At 54.7% G+C, this 21,296-nt stretch carries 19 protein-coding genes; 11 read left to right on the forward strand and 8 right to left on the reverse strand.

Annotated elements, in window-relative coordinates; all coding sequences use genetic code 11:
- Window positions 1-98: 98 nt before the first annotated feature.
- The 4 genes from ppnN (at window position 99) to xni (ending at window position 5,672) form a co-directional block, all read left to right on the forward strand.
- Window positions 99-1,463 (forward strand): nucleotide 5'-monophosphate nucleosidase PpnN, encoded by a 1,365-nt coding sequence (gene ppnN / locus OGV67_RS02400; protein ID WP_115614467.1) that lies wholly within the window; start codon window positions 99-101, stop codon window positions 1,461-1,463.
- Between the two features lie 564 nt (window positions 1,464-2,027).
- Entirely contained in the window at window positions 2,028-3,317 is a 1,290-nt protein-coding gene (gene sdaC, locus OGV67_RS02405; RefSeq protein ID WP_049009488.1) for an HAAAP family serine/threonine permease SdaC, read from the forward strand.
- Window positions 3,318-3,377: 60 nt separating this feature from the next.
- Window positions 3,378-4,745, forward strand: coding sequence for an L-serine ammonia-lyase II (gene sdaB, locus OGV67_RS02410; RefSeq protein ID WP_115614466.1), 1,368 nt, complete (start codon window positions 3,378-3,380; stop codon window positions 4,743-4,745).
- 171 nt (window positions 4,746-4,916) lie between these two features.
- Window positions 4,917-5,672 carry a flap endonuclease Xni gene (gene xni, locus OGV67_RS02415; RefSeq protein WP_115614465.1) on the forward strand — a complete coding sequence of 252 codons (756 nt, stop codon included), beginning with the start codon at window positions 4,917-4,919 and terminating at the stop codon, window positions 5,670-5,672.
- 80 nt (window positions 5,673-5,752) lie between these two features.
- Here the strand turns inward: xni and fucO are convergent, their stop codons facing one another.
- Both fucO and fucA read right to left on the reverse strand, forming a co-directional pair.
- Window positions 5,753-6,901 (reverse strand): lactaldehyde reductase, encoded by a 1,149-nt coding sequence (fucO, locus tag OGV67_RS02420; RefSeq protein WP_115614464.1) that lies wholly within the window; start codon window positions 6,899-6,901, stop codon window positions 5,753-5,755.
- A gap of 25 nt (window positions 6,902-6,926) precedes the next feature.
- Window positions 6,927-7,574, reverse strand: a complete 648-nt coding sequence (gene fucA, locus OGV67_RS02425; protein WP_012134912.1) for an L-fuculose-phosphate aldolase — start codon at window positions 7,572-7,574, stop codon at window positions 6,927-6,929.
- Between the two features lie 555 nt (window positions 7,575-8,129).
- Here fucA and fucP point away from each other — a divergent pair.
- The 5 genes from fucP (at window position 8,130) to fucR (ending at window position 13,974) form a co-directional block, all read left to right on the forward strand.
- Window positions 8,130-9,440, forward strand: coding sequence for an L-fucose:H+ symporter permease (gene fucP / locus OGV67_RS02430; RefSeq protein WP_012134914.1), 1,311 nt, complete (start codon window positions 8,130-8,132; stop codon window positions 9,438-9,440).
- 31 nt (window positions 9,441-9,471) lie between these two features.
- Window positions 9,472-11,247, forward strand: a complete 1,776-nt coding sequence (gene fucI / locus OGV67_RS02435) for an L-fucose isomerase (protein WP_112001597.1) — start codon at window positions 9,472-9,474, stop codon at window positions 11,245-11,247.
- A 103-nt stretch (window positions 11,248-11,350) separates the two neighbouring features.
- Complete coding sequence (gene fucK, locus OGV67_RS02440) at window positions 11,351-12,769, forward strand: L-fuculokinase (RefSeq protein WP_047461559.1); 1,419 nt, start codon at window positions 11,351-11,353, stop codon at window positions 12,767-12,769.
- Window position 12,770: 1 nt separating this feature from the next.
- Window positions 12,771-13,193, forward strand: a complete 423-nt coding sequence (gene fucU / locus OGV67_RS02445) for an L-fucose mutarotase (protein ID WP_115614462.1) — start codon at window positions 12,771-12,773, stop codon at window positions 13,191-13,193.
- Window positions 13,194-13,251: 58 nt separating this feature from the next.
- Window positions 13,252-13,974: an L-fucose operon activator gene (fucR, locus tag OGV67_RS02450; RefSeq protein WP_012134922.1), complete on the forward strand. Its 723-nt coding sequence runs from the start codon at window positions 13,252-13,254 to the stop codon at window positions 13,972-13,974.
- An 82-nt stretch (window positions 13,975-14,056) separates the two neighbouring features.
- Here the strand turns inward: fucR and rlmM are convergent, their stop codons facing one another.
- The 4 genes from rlmM to OGV67_RS02470 form a co-directional block, all read right to left on the reverse strand.
- On the reverse strand, window positions 14,057-15,157 hold the full coding sequence (gene rlmM, locus OGV67_RS02455; RefSeq protein ID WP_104868247.1) for a 23S rRNA (cytidine(2498)-2'-O)-methyltransferase RlmM: 1,101 nt from the start codon (window positions 15,155-15,157) through the stop codon (window positions 14,057-14,059).
- Window positions 15,150-15,545: a DUF423 domain-containing protein gene (locus OGV67_RS02460; protein ID WP_012134924.1), complete on the reverse strand. Its 396-nt coding sequence runs from the start codon at window positions 15,543-15,545 to the stop codon at window positions 15,150-15,152. The genes rlmM and OGV67_RS02460 overlap by 8 nt, the downstream gene beginning before the upstream one ends.
- A gap of 18 nt (window positions 15,546-15,563) precedes the next feature.
- Complete coding sequence (gene gcvA, locus OGV67_RS02465; protein ID WP_012134925.1) at window positions 15,564-16,481, reverse strand: glycine cleavage system transcriptional regulator GcvA; 918 nt, start codon at window positions 16,479-16,481, stop codon at window positions 15,564-15,566.
- Window positions 16,482-16,830: 349 nt separating this feature from the next.
- Complete coding sequence (locus tag OGV67_RS02470; RefSeq protein ID WP_024130904.1) at window positions 16,831-17,058, reverse strand: YgdI/YgdR family lipoprotein; 228 nt, start codon at window positions 17,056-17,058, stop codon at window positions 16,831-16,833.
- 198 nt (window positions 17,059-17,256) lie between these two features.
- Between OGV67_RS02470 and csdA the strand changes: the two genes are divergently transcribed.
- Both csdA and csdE read left to right on the forward strand, forming a co-directional pair.
- The gene (gene csdA, locus OGV67_RS02475; protein WP_115614461.1) at window positions 17,257-18,462 is read left to right on the forward strand and encodes a cysteine desulfurase CsdA; all 1,206 of its coding nucleotides are present in this window, start codon (window positions 17,257-17,259) and stop codon (window positions 18,460-18,462) included.
- Entirely contained in the window at window positions 18,462-18,908 is a 447-nt protein-coding gene (gene csdE, locus OGV67_RS02480; RefSeq protein WP_115614460.1) for a cysteine desulfurase sulfur acceptor subunit CsdE, read from the forward strand. The genes csdA and csdE overlap by 1 nt, the downstream gene beginning before the upstream one ends.
- Window positions 18,909-18,985: 77 nt before the next feature.
- Here csdE and tcdA read toward each other — a convergent pair whose 3' ends face one another.
- Window positions 18,986-19,792 (reverse strand): tRNA cyclic N6-threonylcarbamoyladenosine(37) synthase TcdA, encoded by an 807-nt coding sequence (gene tcdA, locus OGV67_RS02485; protein WP_115614459.1) that lies wholly within the window; start codon window positions 19,790-19,792, stop codon window positions 18,986-18,988.
- Window positions 19,793-19,938: 146 nt separating this feature from the next.
- Complete coding sequence (gene mltA / locus OGV67_RS02490) at window positions 19,939-21,036, reverse strand: murein transglycosylase A (RefSeq protein WP_012134931.1); 1,098 nt, start codon at window positions 21,034-21,036, stop codon at window positions 19,939-19,941.
- Window positions 21,037-21,296 lie beyond the last annotated feature (260 nt).

The raw sequence follows: 21,296 nt of genomic DNA on the forward strand, positions 1-21,296 counted from the left end.
TTGCGCGCCGGATTCCGCGCGCAAGGTTGTGAAAGGTCATAAGCCAGCGCTATTGTAATCAACAGGGAATGACGTCTTGCGTCCCATAAGGAGTTTACTTGATTACACATATTAGCCCGCTTGGCTCAATGGACATGTTGTCGCAGCTGGAAGTCGATATGCTTAAACGCACGGCCAGCAGCGACTTGTATCAACTGTTTCGTAACTGTTCGCTTGCCGTACTGAACTCCGGCAGTCTGACTGATAACAGCAAAGAATTGCTGTCTCGTTTTGAAAGTTTCGACATCAACGTGCTGCGTCGTGAACGCGGCGTGAAGCTCGAACTGATTAACCCGCCTGAAGACGCCTTTGTGGACGGACGCATCATCCGCGCCTTGCAGGCTAACCTGTTCGCCGTGTTGCGCGACATCCTGTTCGTCAACGGTCAGATTCACAATGCAGGCCGCTTCCAGCATCTGGATCTCGAAAGCTCGGTGCATATTACCAACCTGGTGTTCTCGATCCTGCGCAACGCCCGGGCGCTGCACGTCGGCGAAGCGCCAAACATGGTTGTCTGCTGGGGCGGTCACTCCATTAACGAAAACGAATATCTCTATGCCCGCCGCGTCGGCACCCAGCTGGGTCTGCGTGAGCTGAACATTTGCACCGGCTGCGGGCCAGGCGCAATGGAAGCGCCAATGAAAGGCGCGGCAGTAGGCCACGCGCAGCAGCGTTACAAAGACAGCCGCTTTATCGGTATGACGGAACCTTCCATCATCGCGGCAGAACCGCCTAACCCGCTGGTCAATGAATTGATCATCATGCCGGATATCGAAAAACGCCTCGAAGCCTTCGTGCGTATCGCCCACGGCATTATCATCTTCCCAGGCGGCGTCGGTACGTCGGAAGAACTTCTCTATCTGCTGGGGATTCTGATGAACCCGGCGAATAAAGATCAGGTGCTGCCGCTGATCCTCACCGGGCCGAAAGAGAGTGCGGATTACTTCCGCGTGCTGGACGAATTTATCGTGCATACGCTGGGAGAAGACGCCCGCCGTTACTACCGCGTCATCATTGATGACGCCACGGAAGTGGCGCGGCTGATGAAAAAAGCGATGCCGCTGGTGAAAGAGAATCGCCGCGACACTGGCGACGCTTACAGCTTCAACTGGTCGATTCGCATCGCGCCGGACCTGCAAATTCCGTTCGAACCATCGCATGAGAATATGGCGAATCTGCAACTTTACCCCGATCAACCGGTTGAAATTCTGGCGGCGGATCTGCGGCGCGCCTTCTCCGGCATCGTTGCGGGTAACGTCAAGGAGGTTGGCATCCGTGCGATTGAGGAGTTCGGGCCTTATAAAATCCACGGCGACCGCGAGATGATGCGTCGCATGGACGACCTGCTCCAGGGCTTTGTCGCGCAGCATCGTATGAAACTGCCCGGCTCGGCTTACATTCCCTGCTACGAAATCTGCGCATAACGCGCAGCGCCCGGTGGAGCACATCCGCCGGGTCAGACGATCGTCCGCTTTCTCAGACCGGGTCTGGTGTTTTCACCGCCCGGTTTTTTCATTGATACCAGTCACATAGTGAAGCTAAGTTTATAAATGCCGCTTATATTTCAAAATAAAAGCATTAATGCGCAAACGTTTACCTTACAATACCAATAGTAATTTATCAGCCGTAATTCTTATTAGTCGCGACAATCCTCCAAAAACATTGTTTTTTATAGCCAAACCTCCGTATATTGCGCCCCGATCTTTTAGGGCATATGTCGTTAATGGTAGCCTTCGCGCCCGTAAATTCGCTTTGACGTTTTTTTAACAGATTAATGGTCCAAATTTATCCACATAACAGGTGGATTATTGCATTTGGGATCGCGATCACTGATACATTCATAAGTTAAATGTATCTTTCCGCCCGCAAATTATTACGGCGAAAAATTATATAAAAATCGTCATTAAACGAATTTCATTTTACGGTCAGGTCTTTTTTCATTGGATTAGACCACAAACCTGACTTTTAGCTTCCTCCAGGAGAAACAGATGGAAACCACTCAAACCAGCACTATTGCTTCGATTGATTCTCGAAGCGGATGGCGCAAGACGGACACCATGTGGATGCTGGGCCTTTACGGCACGGCAATCGGCGCGGGCGTACTGTTCCTGCCAATTAACGCAGGCGTCGGCGGTATGATCCCGCTGATCATCATGGCGATTATCGCTTTCCCGATGACCTTCTTCGCACACCGTGGCCTGACTCGCTTCGTGCTGTCCGGTAAAAACCCTGGCGAAGACATCACTGAAGTGGTTGAAGAGCACTTCGGTATTGGCGCGGGTAAACTGATCACCCTGCTCTACTTCTTCGCGATTTACCCGATTCTGCTGGTTTACAGTGTGGCGATTACCAACACCGTGGAAAGCTTCATGACCCACCAGTTGGCCATCACCCCGCCGCCGCGCGCGATTCTGTCTCTGATCCTGATTGTCGGCATGATGACCATCGTGCGCTTCGGTGAGCAGATGATCGTTAAAGCGATGAGTATTCTGGTATTCCCGTTTGTTGCGGCCCTGATGCTGCTGGCCCTGTACCTGATCCCTCAGTGGAGCGGCGCAGCGCTGGAAACGCTCTCCTTTGATTCCGCTGCCTCTACCGGCAATGGTCTGTGGATGACGCTGTGGCTGGCAATTCCGGTAATGGTGTTCTCTTTCAACCACTCTCCGATCATCTCCTCCTTCGCGGTCGCGAAGCGTGAAGAGTACGGCGATGCGGCTGAGAAGAAATGCTCTAAGATCCTGGCATTCGCTCACATCATGATGGTGCTGACCGTTATGTTCTTCGTCTTCAGTTGCGTACTGAGCCTGACGCCAGCAGACCTGGCGGCAGCGAAAGAGCAGAACATCTCTATTCTGTCTTACCTGGCGAACCACTTTAACGCGCCAGTTATCGCCTGGATGGCGCCGATCATCGCGATTATCGCCATCACGAAATCCTTCCTCGGCCACTACCTGGGCGCTCGTGAAGGTTTCAACGGAATGGTTATCAAGTCTCTGCGCGGCAAAGGCAAATCCATCGAAATCAACAAGCTGAACAAAATCACTGCGCTGTTCATGCTGGTTACGACCTGGATTGTCGCCACGCTGAACCCAAGCATCCTGGGAATGATTGAAACCCTGGGCGGCCCAATCATCGCGATGATTCTGTTCCTGATGCCGATGTATGCCATCCAGAAAGTCCCGGCAATGCGTAAGTACAGCGGCCACATCAGCAACGTATTCGTTGTTGTTATGGGTCTGATCGCTATCTCCGCTATTTTCTACTCCCTGTTCAGCTAAGTTTTGTAGCGCCGCTTTCGGGCGGCGCTTCCTCCCTGAGATTTAAGCAATGGATGCCCTATGATTAGCGTATTCGATATTTTCAAAATCGGCATTGGCCCTTCCAGCTCTCACACCGTCGGGCCAATGAAAGCAGGCAAACAATTCACGGATGATCTGATTGCCCGCAATATCCTGACCGATGTCACCCGCGTCGTGGTGGATGTCTATGGTTCACTGTCGCTGACCGGTAAGGGTCACCACACTGACATTGCCATTATTATGGGTCTGGCGGGAAATCTGCCGGATACCGTCGACATCGACGCCATTCCGTTCTTTATTCAGGACGTGAATACCCACGGACGTTTACTGCTGGCGAATGGTCAACATGAAGTGGAGTTTCCGGTCGATAAGTGCATGAATTTCCATGCCAACAACCTGTCTCTGCATGAGAACGGGATGCGTATTAGCGCGCTGGCGGGCGATAAGGTCCTCTACAGCCAAACTTACTACTCCATTGGCGGTGGTTTCATCGTTGATGAAGAACATTTCGGTTTGTCGAACAGTGCGCCGGTCAACGTGCCGTATCCGTACAAATCCGCAGCCGATCTGCAAAAACACTGCCAGGAAACCGGTCTGTCGCTTTCCGGCCTGATGATGCAAAACGAGCTGGCGCTGCACAGCAAAGAAGAGCTGGAACAGCACTTTGCCAACGTCTGGGAAGTGATGCGCGGCGGTATTGAGCGCGGCATCACGACGGAAGGCGTACTGCCGGGGAAACTGCGCGTTCCACGTCGTGCCGCAGCGCTGCGTCGTATGCTGGTCAGCCAGGATAAAACCACGACCGATCCGATGGCGGTTGTCGACTGGATCAACATGTTCGCGCTGGCGGTCAACGAAGAGAACGCGGCGGGCGGGCGTGTCGTGACTGCGCCAACCAACGGCGCATGCGGCATCGTTCCGGCGGTACTGGCGTACTACGACAAGTTTATCCGCGAAGTTAACGCCAACTCACTGGCTCGCTACATGCTGGTGGCCAGCGCGATCGGCTCTCTGTACAAGATGAACGCCTCCATTTCCGGTGCGGAAGTGGGCTGTCAGGGTGAGGTCGGCGTGGCCTGCTCTATGGCGGCGGCGGGTCTGGCAGAGCTGCTGGGCGGCAGTCCGACGCAAGTGTGCATCGCTGCGGAAATTGGCATGGAACACAACCTGGGTCTGACCTGCGATCCGGTTGCGGGTCAGGTACAGGTGCCGTGCATTGAGCGTAACGCGATTGCCTCCGTGAAAGCGGTCAACGCCGCGCGTATGGCGCTGCGTCGTACCAGCGAGCCGCGCGTGTGCCTCGATAAAGTTATTGAGACCATGTACGAAACCGGTAAAGACATGAACGCCAAGTACCGTGAAACCTCTCGCGGCGGCCTGGCGATGAAGATTGTCGCCTGCGATTAAGTCCTACCACGTTTCAGGATCTGTAGGCCGGATAAGGCGCTCGCCGCCATCCGGCATTTATTGCCTGATGGCGCTTCGCTTATCAGGCCTACGGATCGCGCTATTTCGCAACACTCGCCTCCTGTCGCCCTGGATGTTACCCTGTCCCCCAAATTTGTCAGGGAGAACACCGTGGCCGTCCATCTGCTTATCGTCGATGCACTGAATTTAATTCGCCGTATTCATGCGGTTCAAGGCTCGCCCTGCGCGGAGACCTGCCTGCATGCGCTTGAGCAGTTGGTTGTACACAGTCAGCCGACGCACGCCGTCGCCGTATTTGACGATGAAGCGCGCAACAGCGGCTGGCGTCATCAGCGTCTCCCGGACTACAAAGCCGGTCGTCCTCCCATGCCTGACGAGTTGCACAATGAAATGCCCGCAATACGCGCCGCCTTCGAACAGCGCGGCGTGCAATGCTGGGTTTCCAGCGGCAATGAGGCGGATGATTTAGCCGCTACGCTGGCGGTCAAGGTCACACAGGCCGGACATCAGGCCACTATCGTTTCTACCGACAAAGGCTACTGTCAGTTGCTCTCCCCGACACTGCGTATCCGCGATTATTTCCAGAAACGCTGGCTGGATGCGCCATTCATTGAGAAAGAGTTCGGCGTCCTTCCCCAACAGTTGCCGGACTACTGGGGACTGGCGGGGATCAGCAGTTCAAAAGTCCCCGGCGTGGCGGGTATCGGCCCCAAAAGCGCGACTCAATTGTTGGTTCAGTTTCAGACTCTGGAAGGGATTTATGCGCACCTCGACGAGGTGGCGGAAAAGTGGCGCAAGAAGCTTGAAGCGCATAAAGAGATGGCATTTTTGTGCCGCGATATCGCGCGCCTGCAAACGGATCTCCATATCGACGGAAACTTGCAGCAGCTACGGCTGACGCGGTAGCTGTGTTGCCGGGTGGCGCTACGCTTATCCGGCCTACATTTCGTGCAATCCTGTAGGCCGGATAAAGCCATCCGGCAAAATTACCAGGCGGTATGATACAACTCGACGATATCGGCAATACTCGCTTCACGCGGATTACCACCGGTGCAAACATCGTCAAATGCCGCCTGCGCCAGCGCCGGAACATCCTCTTTACGCACGCCGACATCGCGTAAATGCAACGGAATACCGACGTCCCGGTTGAGGGTAAATACCGCTTCCACGGCGGCATTACGCGCCTCGCTCAAACTTATCCCTTCGACCTTCTCGCCCATCGCACGCGCGATATCACGGAACTTCTCACCGGTATATTCCGCGTTGTAGCGCATGATATGCGGCAGAAGAATCGCATTAGCAACGCCGTGCGGAGTGTTATAAAACGCGCCCAGCGGATGCGCCATCCCGTGCACCAGCCCAAGCCCCACATTGGAAAAGCCCATCCCGGCAACGTACTGCCCCAGCGCCATCGCTTCGCCCGCTTCACGCTCGCCCGCAACCGAACCACGCAATGCCCCGGAGATAATCTCAATGGCCTTAATATGCAGCGCATCCGTCAACGCCCACGCGGCACGGGTGATGTATCCTTCGATCGCGTGGGTTAACGCATCCACCCCGGTTGCCGCCTTCAGCGCGGGCGGCATGCCGTCCATCATGTCGGCATCAATAAACGCGACCTGTGGGATATCATGCGGATCGACACAAACAAATTTACGCCGCTTTTCTTCATCGGTGATCACATAGTTAATGGTCACTTCCGCTGCGGTTCCCGCAGTGGTCGGGATCGCCATCACCGGCACGCTCGGATAACGGGTCGGCGACAGACCTTCCAGACTGCGCACGTCAGCAAACTCAGGGTTATTGCTGATAATACCGATCGCCTTACAGGTATCCTGCGGGGAGCCGCCGCCGATGGCAATCAGGTAGTCTGCCCCGCTTTGTTGAAATACGTTCAGCCCCTCTTTCACCACGCCGATGGTTGGATTTGGGATCACGCCATCGTAGATTGCCCATGCCAGCCCTGCGGCATCCATCTTCTCCGTGACATTTCTGACCACACCGCACTGCACCAGCGTTTTGTCACTGACAATTAGCGCCTTGCGATAGCCCCGGCGTTGAACCTCATCGGTTAACGCCGCCACCGCCCCCCGGCCAAACCATGCCGTTTCGTTCAGGATCATTCTGTTCGCCATAGCCCGTCTCCTTCGCTGTGCGAAATTACTCTTCGATACGTAATCCGTAGGTTTTGAATTTTTCCAGCACAATGGCGATAGCCTCATCATCCAGTACAGGCACCGGATCGGTAATCGCCAGCGTACTGAGGTACAGCTGCGCCAGTACTTCCACTTCATGCGCCAGCCACAGCGCTTTTTCCAGGTTCTCTTCGCAGGCGATCAACCCATGATGCTGTAGCAGGGTCGCTTTGCGATTTTTGAGCGCAACGGCAACGTATTCAGAAAGTTCACGCGTGCCGAACGTGGCGTAAGGCGCACACGGAATGGAGTTCCCCCCCGCCGCCGCAATCATGTAATGAATGGCTGGAATAGGACGATTGAGGATCGACACCGCCGTGCAGTGAACGGCATGGTTATGGACGACAGCGTTAGCATCCGGGCGCGTCTGGTAGGCCGCCATATGGAAACGCCACTCGCTGGAAGGCAATTTTCCCTGCTCATGCTGACCCTCTGCATCAATAAAGACGATATGTGATTCGGTGAGTTTGTCATACGGAATGCCCGTTGGCGTGATCAGCATCCCGCCCTGATAACGCACGCTCACATTGCCTGCGGTCCCCTGGTTCAGCCCCAGCCGGGTCATCTCCAGGCAGGTGTCGATAATCTGGCGGGCCAGTGTGTTTCGTTCCATTAGTTACCTCTCTCAGTCATTCAAAACGCGACAACAGAACAGCACGTTGCTCTGCTGAATTAATTGAACATTTGGTAACCATCATCATATTGAATAGCGATAAAGAAATTTACATGACTTTATTTTGTGATACGCATCAATTAATCACGTCAGTTAAATACCGTTTTCGCCGGATTCACTCTCGCCAAAATGACCGCTCTTAATATTATTTATCCAAACGGGCATTTTCATAATATTTGTAACAAATGCCCGTTTTCGCAGTAATAAATTAAATCGGTCATCAACGCTGTGGGTTTTTAATTTTATTTACTCAAACGGGCATCATTTTTCAGAAATTAAAGTGATGATAATCACATAAAGCCACCCTCCAGGTGCTAAATGTGACCACCATCATATTAAACAGCGTTTTTTATTTGAAAATGAATTCATGAGTTCACCATCAACAGCCAATTTTCTCTGGCAGATAACAGGAACTCGCCTGGTTTGTCGATCTGGTGAGAAACACCGGTCGTACTTCTAAAATGTTGAACACGCTTCTGAGCCAATGAGGATGCTATGGGAAACACAACAATACAGACGCAGAGTTTTCGTGCGGTGGATACAGGGCAAAGCAAACGCTATATCATTCCGTTCGCTTTACTCTGCTCACTGTTTTTCCTTTGGGCGGTTGCCAATAACCTGAATGACATTTTATTACCACAATTTCAGCAAGCCTTTACGTTAACTAATTTTCAGGCAGGTTTGATTCAGTCTGCTTTTTATTTCGGCTATTTTGTTATTCCCATCCCCGCGGGTATTTTGATGAAAAAGCTGAGTTATAAAGCGGGGATAATTACCGGACTATTCTTATATGCTTTTGGCGCAGCATTATTCTGGCCAGCTGCTGAAGTGATGAATTACACCTTGTTTTTGATTGGTCTTTTTATTATTGCCGCAGGACTTGGTTGTCTTGAAACCGCCGCGAACCCTTTTGTTACGGTATTAGGGCCAGAAAGCGGTGGCCATTTCCGTCTCAATCTGGCGCAAACATTTAACTCTTTCGGCGCTATTATCGCCGTGGTGTTCGGGCAAAGTCTTATTTTGTCTAACGTCCCACATCAATCTCAGGACGTGCTCGATAAAATGACGCCTGAGCAATTGAGTACGTATAAACACAGCCTGGTTTTGTCGGTACAGACGCCTTATATGATCATCGTGGCTATCGTTTTACTGGTTGCCCTGCTGATCATGCTGACCAAATTCCCGGCGCTACAGAGCGACGATCACAGTGACGCCCAACAAAGTTCATTCACCGCTTCGCTTGCCCGCCTGGTGCGTATTCGCCACTGGCGCTGGGCGGTGCTGGCGCAGTTCTGCTACGTCGGCGCGCAAACCGCCTGCTGGAGCTACCTGATCCGTTACGCTATCGAAGAGATCCCCGGCATGACGCCTGGCTTTGCCGCCAACTACCTGACCGGCACGATGGTGTGCTTCTTTATCGGCCGCTTCTCCGGCACCTGGCTTATCAGCCGCTTTGCGCCGCATAAAGTGCTGGCGGCCTATGCCCTGCTCTCCATGATCCTGTGTCTGGTTTCAGCCTTTAGCGGCGGCCATATCGGTCTGTTGGCCCTGACGCTGTGCAGCGCATTTATGTCGATTCAGTACCCCACTATCTTCTCGCTGGGTATTAAAAATCTGGGACAGGACACCAAATACGGCTCGTCGTTCATCGTCATGACCATCATTGGCGGCGGCATCGTCACGCCGGTCATGGGTTTTGTCAGCGATGCGGCGGGCAACATCCCAACGGCTGAGCTGGTCCCGGCGCTCTGCTTTGCCGTCATCTTCATCTTTGCCCGTTTCCGTTCACAAGCGGCAACTAACTGAACATTTTTCCGAATAACGTGAGGAACCTGTAATGAAAAAAATCAGCTTACCGAAAATTGGCATTCGCCCGGTTATTGATGGACGTCGCATGGGGGTACGCGAGTCGCTGGAAGAACAGACCATGAATATGGCGAAAGCCACCGCTGCGCTTATCACCGAAAAACTCCGCCATGCCTGCGGCGCGCAGATTGAGTGCGTGATTGCGGATACCTGCATTGCCGGAATGGCGGAATCCGCCGCCTGTGAGGAGAAATTCAGCAGCCAGAATGTTGGCGTAACCATTACCGTGACGCCGTGCTGGTGCTACGGCAGCGAAACCATCGATATGGACCCAATGCGCCCGAAAGCCATCTGGGGCTTCAACGGTACGGAACGTCCCGGCGCCGTTTATCTGGCCGCCGCGTTGGCCGCGCACAGCCAGAAAGGCATTCCGGCATTCTCTATTTATGGTCATGACGTACAGGATGCCGACGACACCTCGATCCCTGCCGACGTTGAAGAAAAACTGCTGCGCTTTGCGCGCGCGGGTCTGGCGGTCGCCAGCATGAAAGGCAGAAGCTACCTCTCTGTGGGCGGCGTCTCAATGGGGATTGCCGGTTCCATCGTCGATCACAACTTCTTTGAGTCCTGGCTGGGGATGAAAGTGCAGGCGGTGGACATGACCGAGCTGCGCCGTCGCATCGACCAGAAAATCTATGACGAAGCCGAGCTGGAGATGGCGCTGGCGTGGGCGGATAAAAACTTCCGCTATGGCGAGGATCAGAACGCGCAGCAGTACAAACGTAATGAAGAACAAAGCCGCGCGGTGCTGAAAGAGAGCCTGCTGATGGCGATGTGCATTCGCGACATGATGCAGGGCAACAACAAGCTAGCGGAAAAAGGGCTGGTCGAAGAGTCGCTGGGATATAACGCCATTGCGGCAGGCTTCCAGGGCCAGCGCCACTGGACCGATCAATACCCGAACGGCGACACCGCCGAAGCGCTGCTGAACAGCTCCTTTGACTGGAACGGCGTGCGCGAACCGTTTGTCGTCGCTACCGAAAACGACAGCCTCAACGGCGTAGCGATGCTGCTGGGCCACCAACTCACCGGAACCGCGCAGGTCTTTGCCGACGTGCGAACCTACTGGTCGCCGGAAGCGGTAGAGCGCGTCACAGGCCAGCCGCTCACCGGCCTTGCGGAGCACGGCATCATTCACCTGATCAACTCCGGCTCTGCGGCGCTGGACGGCTCCTGCAAACAGCGCGATAGCGAAGGCAAACCGACCATGAAGCCGCACTGGGAAATCAGCCAACAGGAAGCGGACGCCTGCCTGGCCGCCACCGAATGGTGCCCGGCGATCCACGAATACTTCCGTGGCGGCGGCTACTCCTCTCGCTTCCTGACCGAAGGCGGCGTGCCGTTCACCATGACCCGCGTGAACATCATCAAGGGTCTGGGGCCGGTACTGCAAATCGCTGAAGGCTGGAGCGTGGAACTGCCGAAGGAGATGCACGATCAGCTCGACGCCCGCACCAACTCGACCTGGCCGACCACCTGGTTTGCGCCGCGTCTTACCGGTAAAGGCCCGTTCACCGACGTTTACTCGGTGATGGCGAACTGGGGCGCTAACCACGGCGTACTGACCATCGGCCACGTCGGCGCTGACTTCATCACGCTCGCCGCCATGCTGCGTATTCCGGTCTGCATGCACAACGTGGACGATGCGAAAATCTACCGTCCTTCCGCCTGGGCTGCGCACGGTATGGATATTGAAGGCCAGGATTATCGCGCCTGCCAGAACTACGGGCCGCTGTACAAACGTTAATGCGTCACTTCTTTGCCCGGTGGCGTAAGCTTACCGGGCCTACAATTTCGCATTTTGTAGGCCGGATCAGCGAAGCGCCATCCGGCAACGTTTCGGAGCTACTATGAAACAAGACGTCATTCTGGTTCTCGACTGCGGCGCCACCAACGTACGGGCAATGGCCGTTGACCGTCAGGGAAACATTGTCGCCCGCGCATCAACAGCGAATGCCAGCGACATCGCCACGGAAAATAGCGCCTGGCATCAGTGGTCGCTGGCGGCCATTCTGCAACGCTTCGCGGACTGCTGTCAGCAACTGAAGACGGAACTGGCGGCCTGCCGGGTTCGCGGCATCACCGTCACGACGTTCGGCGTAGACGGCGCGCTGGTTGATGAACAGGGTCAGTTACGCTATCCGGTCATCAGCTGGAAATGCCCTCGCACCCTTGCCGTCATGGAAAACATCGGCCGCTTTATGCCGCCGCAGCAGTTGCAGGCGATCTCCGGCGTCGGCGCATTCGCCTTTAATACGCTGTATAAACTGGTGTGGCTGAAAGAGAACCACCCGCAGTTGCTCGAACAGGCGCACGCCTGGCTATTTATTTCATCGCTGATCAACCACCGTTTAACCGGTGAATTCACCACGGATATCACCATGGCGGGCACCAGCCAGATGCTGGATATCCACCAGCGGGATTTCAGCCCGGAGATTTTACAGGCCACGGGTTTACCCCGCCGTCTGTTTCCACGGTTAGTTGAAGCGGGCGAACGGATTGGCACGCTGCAAAACGACGCCGCAAACCTGCTTGGGCTTGAGGCGGGTATTCCGGTGATCTCCGCCGGGCATGACACGCAGTTTGCCCTCTTTGGCGCCGGCGCAGAACAGGATGAACCGGTACTCTCGTCCGGTACGTGGGAAATCCTGATGGTACGCAGCGCGCAGGTGAACACGCCGCTGCTCAGCCATTACGCCGGTTCCACCTGTGAACTGGACAGCCAGGCCGGACTTTATAACCCAGGCATGCAGTGGCTGGCTTCCGGCGTGCTCGAATGGGTGCGCAAACTGCTCTGGACGCCAGAAACGCCGTGGCAGACGCTGATTGACGAGGCGCACGCCATTCCGCCGGGTGCTGAAGGCGTGAAGATGCAGTGCGATCTCCTCACCTGTCAAAACGCGGGCTGGCAGGGGGTGACGCTGAACACAACGCGTGGTCATTTTTACCGCGCCGCGCTGGAAGGGCTCACGGCGCAACTGCAACGTAATCTGCAAACGCTGGAAAAGATTGGTCACTTCCAGGCAACTGAGCTTCTGCTGGTTGGCGGCGGAAGCCGCAACGCGCTGTGGAATCAAATCAAAGCCAATCTGCTTGATATACCGATTAAGGTGCTGGATGACGCGGAAACCACCGTCGCCGGGGCCGCCATGTTCGGCTGGTATGGCGTAGGCGAATTTGCCAGCCCGGAACAGGCCCGAGCCCAGGTGCGCTATCAGTACCGCTATTTCTGGCCGCAAACTGAACCCGAATTTATTGAGGGAGTGTGAGATGCTAAAAACTATTTCGCCATTGATATCCCCTGAGTTACTGAAAGTGCTGGCTGAAATGGGGCACGGGGATGAGATTATTTTTTCCGATGCCCACTTTCCCGCGCACAGCATGGGACCGCAGGTTATTCGCGCAGATGGTCTGAAAGTCAGCGATCTGCTCCGGGCGATTATCCCGTTGTTTGAACTGGACAGCTACGCGCCGCCGCTGGTGATGATGGCCGCCGTAGAGGGCGATTCGCTCGACCCGGCGGTTGAAGCGCGTTATCGCGATGCGCTCTCATTGCAGACGCCGTGCCCGGAGATTGTCCGCATCGACCGCTATGCGTTTTATGAGCGGGCGCAAAAAGCCTTTGCGATCGTTATCACAGGAGAGTGCGCGAAGTACGGGAATATTCTTTTAAAAAAAGGGGTAACGCCGTAATCTCTTGCCGGTGCGCCCGCATGATGCGGGCGTTCATCGAATGATGGGGTGAGAAAAGATGAAAGCGGCACGCCAACAAGCGATAGTAGACCTGCTGATCAACCATAAAAGTCTGACCACCGAGGCGCTGTCGGTACAGCTTAACGTCAGCAAAGAGACCATTCGCCGCGATCTCAGCGAGCTACAGGCGCAGGGAAAAGTGCTGCGCAATCACGGGCGCGCCAAGTATATTCACCGGGAAAACCAGGACAGCGGCGACCCGTTCCACATCCGGCTGAAAAGCCACTATGCGCATAAGGCGGATATCGCCAGGGAAGCGCTGGCATGGATAGAACCGGGCATGGTGATCGCTCTGGACGCCAGCTCAACCTGCTGGTATCTGGCCCGCCAGTTGCCGGACATTGATATTCACGTCTTTACCAACAGTCACCCGATTTGCCAGGAACTGGGCAAACGCGAGCATATTCAGCTCATCAGTTCCGGCGGCCAGCTTGAGCGTAAATATGGCTGCTACGTCAATCCGTCGCTTATCTCTCAGCTTAAGCCGCTCGACATTGACCTGTTTATTTTTTCCTGCGAGGGGATCGACCGCGGCGGCGCGCTCTGGGACTCAAATACGATCAACGCGGATTTCAAATCCACGCTGCTTAAGCGCGCATCGCAGTCTTTATTGTTGATCGACAAGAGTAAGCTCAACCGCTCGGGAGAGGCCTGCATCGGGCATCTGGATGATGTGACGCACATCATTTCCGATGAGCGCCAGGGGGTAATTCATGCCTGATAGCCTTGCCGCTTATCAGGCCAACAAATACCCGGCGCAGGCCGGATAAGGCATTTACGCCGCTATCCGGCAATCCATCGTATTACCGCTCGTCGCGACGCCCGCCCACGGCGGCCCACAGCCGACGGACATGCACGGTCACTTCTTCACGATCGTGATACAGCTGTCGCGCCTGAATTTGCGCGTTAATGCCGTGTTCATCAAGCTGCGCCTGAATGTATGCCAGGTTCTGCGACACCTCTTCATAGCGTTTTTTCATCGGCAGCTTGAGATTGAAGATCGTCTCGCGACACCAGCCGTTTACTAACCACTGCGCCATCAGCGCGGCAACTTTAGCAGGCTTTTCCACCATATCGCACACCATCCACGAGATGTTATTGCGATTCGGACGGTATCTGAATCCATCTTCGCGCAGCCAGGTCACCTGCCCGGTATCCATCAGGCTCTGCGCCATTGGGCCGTTATCGACAGAGTAAACCCACATGTTGCGCTTCACTAACTGGTAGGTCCAACCGCCAGGGCAGGCGCCTAAATCCACGGCATACATCCCGTTCGCCAGACGTTCATCCCACTCATCGGCCGGAATAAAAACATGCAGCGCTTCTTCCAGCTTCAGCGTCGAACGGCTTGGCGCATCGGCCGGGAATTTCAGCCGCGGAATCCCCATATAGAACGGCGAGTTGTTGTCAGGATACGAATACCCGGTATAACAGCAGCCCGGCGCGATGAAGAAAACATGCACCACCGGACGCTTTGGCGTTTCATAGTTTGTCAGAATCCCCGCGTCGCGCAGCGCGGCCCGCAGCGGCACCGTAAATTTACGGCAAAACTTCATCAACTCTTTGCTTTCATTGGTGTCTGCGACTTCAACACGCAGCTCGCCGCCTTTTTCCACAACGCCCTGTAGCATCCCGACAATCGGCGTAATGCGATCGTCCGGCGGCAGGTCGCGCAGCAGCTCGCCGACGACGAACATTTGACGCGCAAAAATGAGCGAGGAAAAAGGCAACTCTTTTACTATTTTTTCAGCATCGTCCGGCTGATAGCACTCAAAGACGACGTATCCGGCATTGTCTTTAACACGAGCGAAGCCAAAGATTTCCCGACGCGCCGCCTTATCCGTCATTTCGGCAGCGCACTCCTTTTCAAAACCAGGGCGACACAACAATACAACCTTATTCATGACCAACGCCCTTACGTTTCAAACGGATGGCGCCAATTAACATCAGCACCCAGCCTGCCAGGAAACTCACGCCGCCGACAGGAGTAACAAACGCCCACAGGCGTAAATGAGACAGCGCCAGGCAATACAGGCTGCCGCTAAACAGCACCGTACCTAACGCCAGAAAAACGCTGCTCCAGTAAAACCAGATGCTAATGCGTCGCTGCATCGCAACCGCCAGGCCAAAAATGGCCAGCGTATGAAACGCCTGATATTGCAGGCCGGTCTGGACCCAGCCCATTTCAACCACACCAAGAGTTTTGCTCAGGACATGCGCCCCAAAGGCACCCAGAGCAACATAGATAAAGCCGCTTATCGCGGCAAAAATCAGCATAAAACGGCTGGTCATGGTAGTACCCTAAATAAATTATTGTTCGTAACGAAAGCGGAATTTTTCTTGTTCAGCGGCCGCTTTGGTCAGAATCCACTGACGAAAGGCGGCTATTTTACCCAGTTCTGCCTGACTGTCATGACAAACCAGATAAAAAGCATTTTTACTGACCAGAACGTCGTTAAAGGGACAGACAAGACGCCCGGCTTCAATTTCTGATTGCGCCATGACGTTGTTCGCCAGCGCAACCCCCTGTCCGTGGATGGCAGCCTGTAGCACCATTGCGCTATGGCTGAAAATAGGTCCCTGCTGCACATTAATATGATTCAGCCCCAACTGACGCGTATAGGTCTGCCAGTCTCTTCGCGAAGCATCATGCAGTAATGTATGTTTTGCCAGATCTTCCGGCGTCTTTAACGGCTTATCGCCCGTCAGTAATAACGGTGAACACACCGGCAGTAAATATTCTGCGTACAATTTTTCGACGCGCAAGCCCGGCCAGTTGCCACGCCCATAAAAAATAGCGACGTCGACATCATCAGCCAGCTTATCTTCCTGACGGTCCACGGCCTGAATTCTGACATCGATTCCCGGATAAGTTGAGTTAAAGCTTGAGAGTCGAGGAACCAGCCACTGGATCGCAAAACTGGGCAATAAACTGACCGTAAGCGCGCCTTTTGCACTCCGCGCCTGAAGTTTACGCGTCGCTTCGGTTAATTGCGAAAAAATCTCTTTGATGTCGAGGAAATAGCTCTGCCCCTCTTCCGTGAGCAAAAGCGAACGATTGCGACGACGGAACAGTTTTAGCCCCAAAAAATCCTCAAGTGACTTGATTTGGTGACTTACTGCGGCCTGTGTCACAAAAAGCTCTTCTGCTGCGCGAGTGAAGCTTAAATGCCGCGCTGCGGCATCAAAAACACGTAATGCATTTAAGGGTGGTAATCGTTTTGACATGGCTTTTAGACTTTGATGTTAAATAAATTTAACAATTAGGTAACCTTGTGTAACCTATTAGTTTTTTTAATCTGAGCCATTATAATTTGTCCGTTGAGGTTCTACCAGCAAATACCTATAGTGGCGACACTTCCTGAGCCGGAACGAAAAGTTTTATCGGAATGCGTGTTCTGATGGGCTTTTGGCTTACGGTTGTGATGTTGTGTTGTTGTGTTTGCAATTGGTCTGCGATTCAGACCATGGTAGCGAAGCTACCCTTTTTCACTTCCTGTACATTTACCCTGTCTGTCCATAGTGATTAATGTAGCACCGCCAATTGCGGTGCTTTTTTTTGTCCATGACCGACCGGTTACTGATCCAGTTCGACCATCTCTTTAACGTCAGTACGATTGATCTGCTGTTTGTTGCCGTTAGCGTCTTTATAAGAAATCATGCCGGTTTCATCATCGGTTTTTGGCTTACCGTCTGACACGATAGTACGGCCATCATTTGTGTGCATCACATAATTCGGACCGGAACAGGCGCTCAGGGCAAAAGTCAGCATACATGCAGAGATCATTGCGGCAGTCTTTTTCATTTTCATCTTCTTCTCCTTAAAGCTGTTTATGCTAAATAAAACGGGTTCCGTAACAGGCAAAAACATTCGCCTAACACTATTTAGCATAACCTGCTTCCCTGACTTCACCAGGATAACCAGACAATTCCGATGGTTAGGACAAACCTTGTATCACAGCCCTTTTTGCGCCACGATCGGTATACTGAATTGAGGAATACCATGAACGCTTTCAATCCTGCGCAGTTTCGCGCGCAATTTCCTGCCCTTACCGATGCGGGCGTTTATCTCGACAGCGCCGCGACGGCGCTTAAGCCTCAGGCCGTGATCAACGCCACGCATCAGTTCTACAGCCTGAGCGCCGGAAACGTCCATCGCAGCCAGTTCGCCGAGGCACAGCGGCTAACCGCGCGCTATGAAGCGGCGCGCGGCAAAGTGGCGCAGTGGCTGAACGCGCCTGATGATGCATCGATTGTCTGGACACGCGGCACCACGGAAGCCATCAATATGGTGGCGCAATGCTATGCCCGCCCGCGCCTGCAACCCGGCGATGAGATAATCGTCAGTGAAGCGGAGCATCACGCGAATCTCGTTCCCTGGCTGATGGTCGCTCAGCAGACGGGCGCAAAAATCGTCAAACTGCCCCTGAATGCCCTTTTCCTCCCCGACGTGGAGCGTCTGCCTGAACTCATCACGCCACGCAGCCGGATTCTGGCGCTGGGACAGATGTCGAACGTCACGGGCGGCTGCCCGGACCTGGCGCGCGCTATCACGCTGGCGCACGCGGCAGGGATGGTGGTGATGGTTGACGGCGCGCAAGGCGCGGTGCATTTCCCCGCCGATGTACAGCAGTTAGATATTGATTTTTATGCCTTCTCCGCCCACAAGCTGTACGGCCCGACGGGCATCGGCGCGCTGTACGGCAAACCGGCCTTACTGGAAGAGATGTCCCCGTGGCTCGGCGGCGGCAAGATGATCGCTGAAGTCAATTTTGAAGGATTCACAACCCAGGCCGTTCCCTGGCGTCTGGAAGCCGGCACGCCAAACGTGGCTGGAGTTATTGGCCTTAGCGCCGCGCTGGAGTGGCTGGCGGAAGTGGATATGGCGCAGGCCGAAAGCTGGAGTCGCGGTCTGGCGACGCTGGCGGAAGACGCGCTGGCGAAGCGCCCGGGTTTCCGTTCTTTCCGTTGCCAGGACTCCAGCCTGCTGGCCTTCGATTTTGCCGGCGTTCATCACAGCGATATGGTGACGTTACTGGCCGAATACGGCATCGCCCTGCGCGCCGGGCAGCACTGCGCGCAGCCTCTGCTGGCAGCGCTTGGCGTAACGGGCACCCTGCGCGCCTCTTTTGCGCCGTATAATACAAAGCATGATGTGGATGCGTTGGTCAGCGCCGTTGACCGCGCGCTGGAAATACTGGTGGATTAATGACAAGCCCTCTTTTTGCCGGACACCCGTTTGGCACGACCGTAACGGAAGAGACGTTACGCGCTCTCTTTATCCCGCTCTCGCAGTGGGAGGACAAGTATCGCCAGCTTATTCTGTTGGGTAAGCAACTCCCGGCATTGCCGGATGAGCTAAAAACGCAGGCAAAAGAGATCGCAGGATGTGAGAACCGCGTCTGGCTGGGGCATACCCTGTCAGAGAAGGGAACGCTGCACTTTTTCGGTGACAGCGAAGGGCGTATTGTACGCGGTTTGCTGGCGGTTTTACTCACGGCGGTAGAGGGAAAGACCCCGGCGGAACTGCTGGCGCACTCGCCGCTGGGGTTGTTTGATGAGTTAGGCTTAACAATACAACTTAGCGCATCGCGCAGCCAGGGGCTGCATGCGCTGAATAACGCGATTATTGAGGCTGCCCAGCAAGCCGGATGACGACGCTGATGCGTCTTATCCGGCCTACAACACCGCACGAACCATAGGTCGGATAAGCATAGCGCCATCCGACACAATCAAGCCTGACGCGCCGCCTTCGCCATCATCTTCTTCAGCGCGTGGGACACAGCAACAAAGCCAAAGGTCGCAGTTACCATCGTGGCTGCGCCAAATCCAGAGGCGCAATCCATTCGTTTCGGCCCTTCCGCCGTCGCTTTCATCGCACATACGGAACCATCAGCCTGCGGATAAACCAGCGCTTCCGTTGAGAACACGCAGTCCACGCCCAGTTTGCCCTTGCTGTTTTTCACCACGCCAAAGTCGCTTTTCAGCCGTTCGCGCAGTTTCGCCGCCAGCGGGTCCTGGATGGTTTTCGCCAGATCCGTTACCTGAATCTGGGTCGGGTCTATCTGCCCACCCGCCCCGCCGGTGGTGACTAACGGAACCTTATTTCGGCGGCACCAGGCAATCAGCGCGGCTTTTGGCCGCACGCTGTCGATGGCATCAATGACATACGAAAACCCTGCGCTCATATACTCCGCGACGTTATCCGGCGTGACAAAGTCATCCACCACCGTCACCCGGCACTCCGGGTTGATCTGACGAATACGCTCGGCCATCACCTCGGCTTTCGCCAGACCGACGTTATCGCGCAGTGCATGAATTTGCCGGTTGGTGTTGGTGACGCATACGTCATCCATATCGATGAGCGTGATCGCGCCAATGCCGGTACGCGCCAGCGCCTCTGCCGCCCAGGAGCCGACGCCGCCGATCCCGACTACGCAAATATGCGCACCGGCAAACAGCAGCAACGCTTTTTCACCATACAGACGGGCGGTGCCGCCAAAACGCTGGCGCCAGGCATCACTAATTACAACAGACATACGACCTCAGAATTAAAAAGGGGTAATACGATCGTAGATCGTAGGCCGGATACGTCGCTTGCAACGCCATCCGGCATGATTTGCTTGATGGCGCTACGCTTATCAGGCCTACGATTTAAATCTTCAGCGAAGCCGCCATCAGGCAATCAGCCGCTAAATACGTTACCGGTTCCCGGGGCGTTTTTCAGCACCCAGACGCGCCCATAGTGATTATACCAGCCTGCGCGGTGCCCGGCGTCCGGGCCTATCCCCTGATAAATATCAAAGTGCTGGCCTTTAATCGCGCCGCCCACGTCCAGCGCCACCATCAGGCGCAATTCGTACTGGCCGTTAAACTTGCCGTTGTTATCCAGCAGCGGGACTTCCGCCAGCAGGGTTGTTCCTGCCGGGATAATGCTGCGATCGGAAGCCACAGACGCACGACCGATAAGCGGCACGGCGCTGGCGCCTTTCACCGGGGCAAAAGATTGCGGCTTAAAGAAGACGAATGACGGGTTTTGCTCCAGCAGCTCGCGCACTTCCGCTTCACTGTGGGTTTCTCCCCAGTGGCGAATAGCCTGCATCGACATATCTTCTTTCTTCACTTCACCGCGATCGATCAGCACCTTGCCGATACTGCGGTAAGCATGGCCATTTTTCCCGGCATAGCTGAAGAAATTCAGCGGGCTGCCGTCGCCAAAATCAATATAGCCGCTGCCCTGAACGTCCATGATGAAGTTATCCATCAGCGAGTTGCTGTACGCCAGAATGTAGCTGTCGCTCAGCGCGCCGGAATAGATCTCGGCACGAGACGGTAAGCGGCCGCGTTTTGGCGGCATGCGATAAATAGGGTACTGGAACTCGCCCTGACGGGTATGGCGCGCCTGGATAACCGGCGTGTAGTAACCGGTGAACTGGACGTTGCCGTAGTTATCCGCCCCTTCCATCTGCCAGGCATCAATACCAAACTGGCGCATCATTCGCGTATCGCCACCGGAACGTAACCACTCCTGCACGGCGTTATAGACGTTGCTCTGGTTGCCATACAGACGCGGCGACGCGCTGCGGATTTGGTTGACCTGCTCGGCGAAATCGCCTGCGTTGATAGGCGCCCCAATGGCGTCAGGTTGGTTCACCAGTGAGAAAGGCTGGGTAAACTTCCCGTCTTTATACTGCTGGCCGCGATCGGTCGGTTTAGAGGAACAGGCGGCAAGCATTGCAACCACCGCCCCCATAAGAAGGTAATTTGCCCAACGTCCTTTCATGAGTTCTCGTCTTTTAGCTGTAAATCTTGCGCTATGAAGATAACAAACCCCCGAACCTAATGAAATGCGAAGCGCTCCCCTGACGCAAATTACGCACAAAAAACGTACCAAAGCGCGTTGTTTTTGCACACAATCATCCCAATTTCGTGATCCGGGTGAAAAAAGGGTTGCATGAAAATGTTAGCAGAGTATAGTGCGCATCCACGGACGCGGGGTGGAGCAGCCTGGTAGCTCGTCGGGCTCATAACCCGAAGGTCGTC

The organism is Citrobacter sp. CK188 (assembly GCF_030333525.1).
Taxonomy (GTDB): Bacteria; Pseudomonadota; Gammaproteobacteria; order Enterobacterales; family Enterobacteriaceae; genus Citrobacter_B; species Citrobacter_B koseri.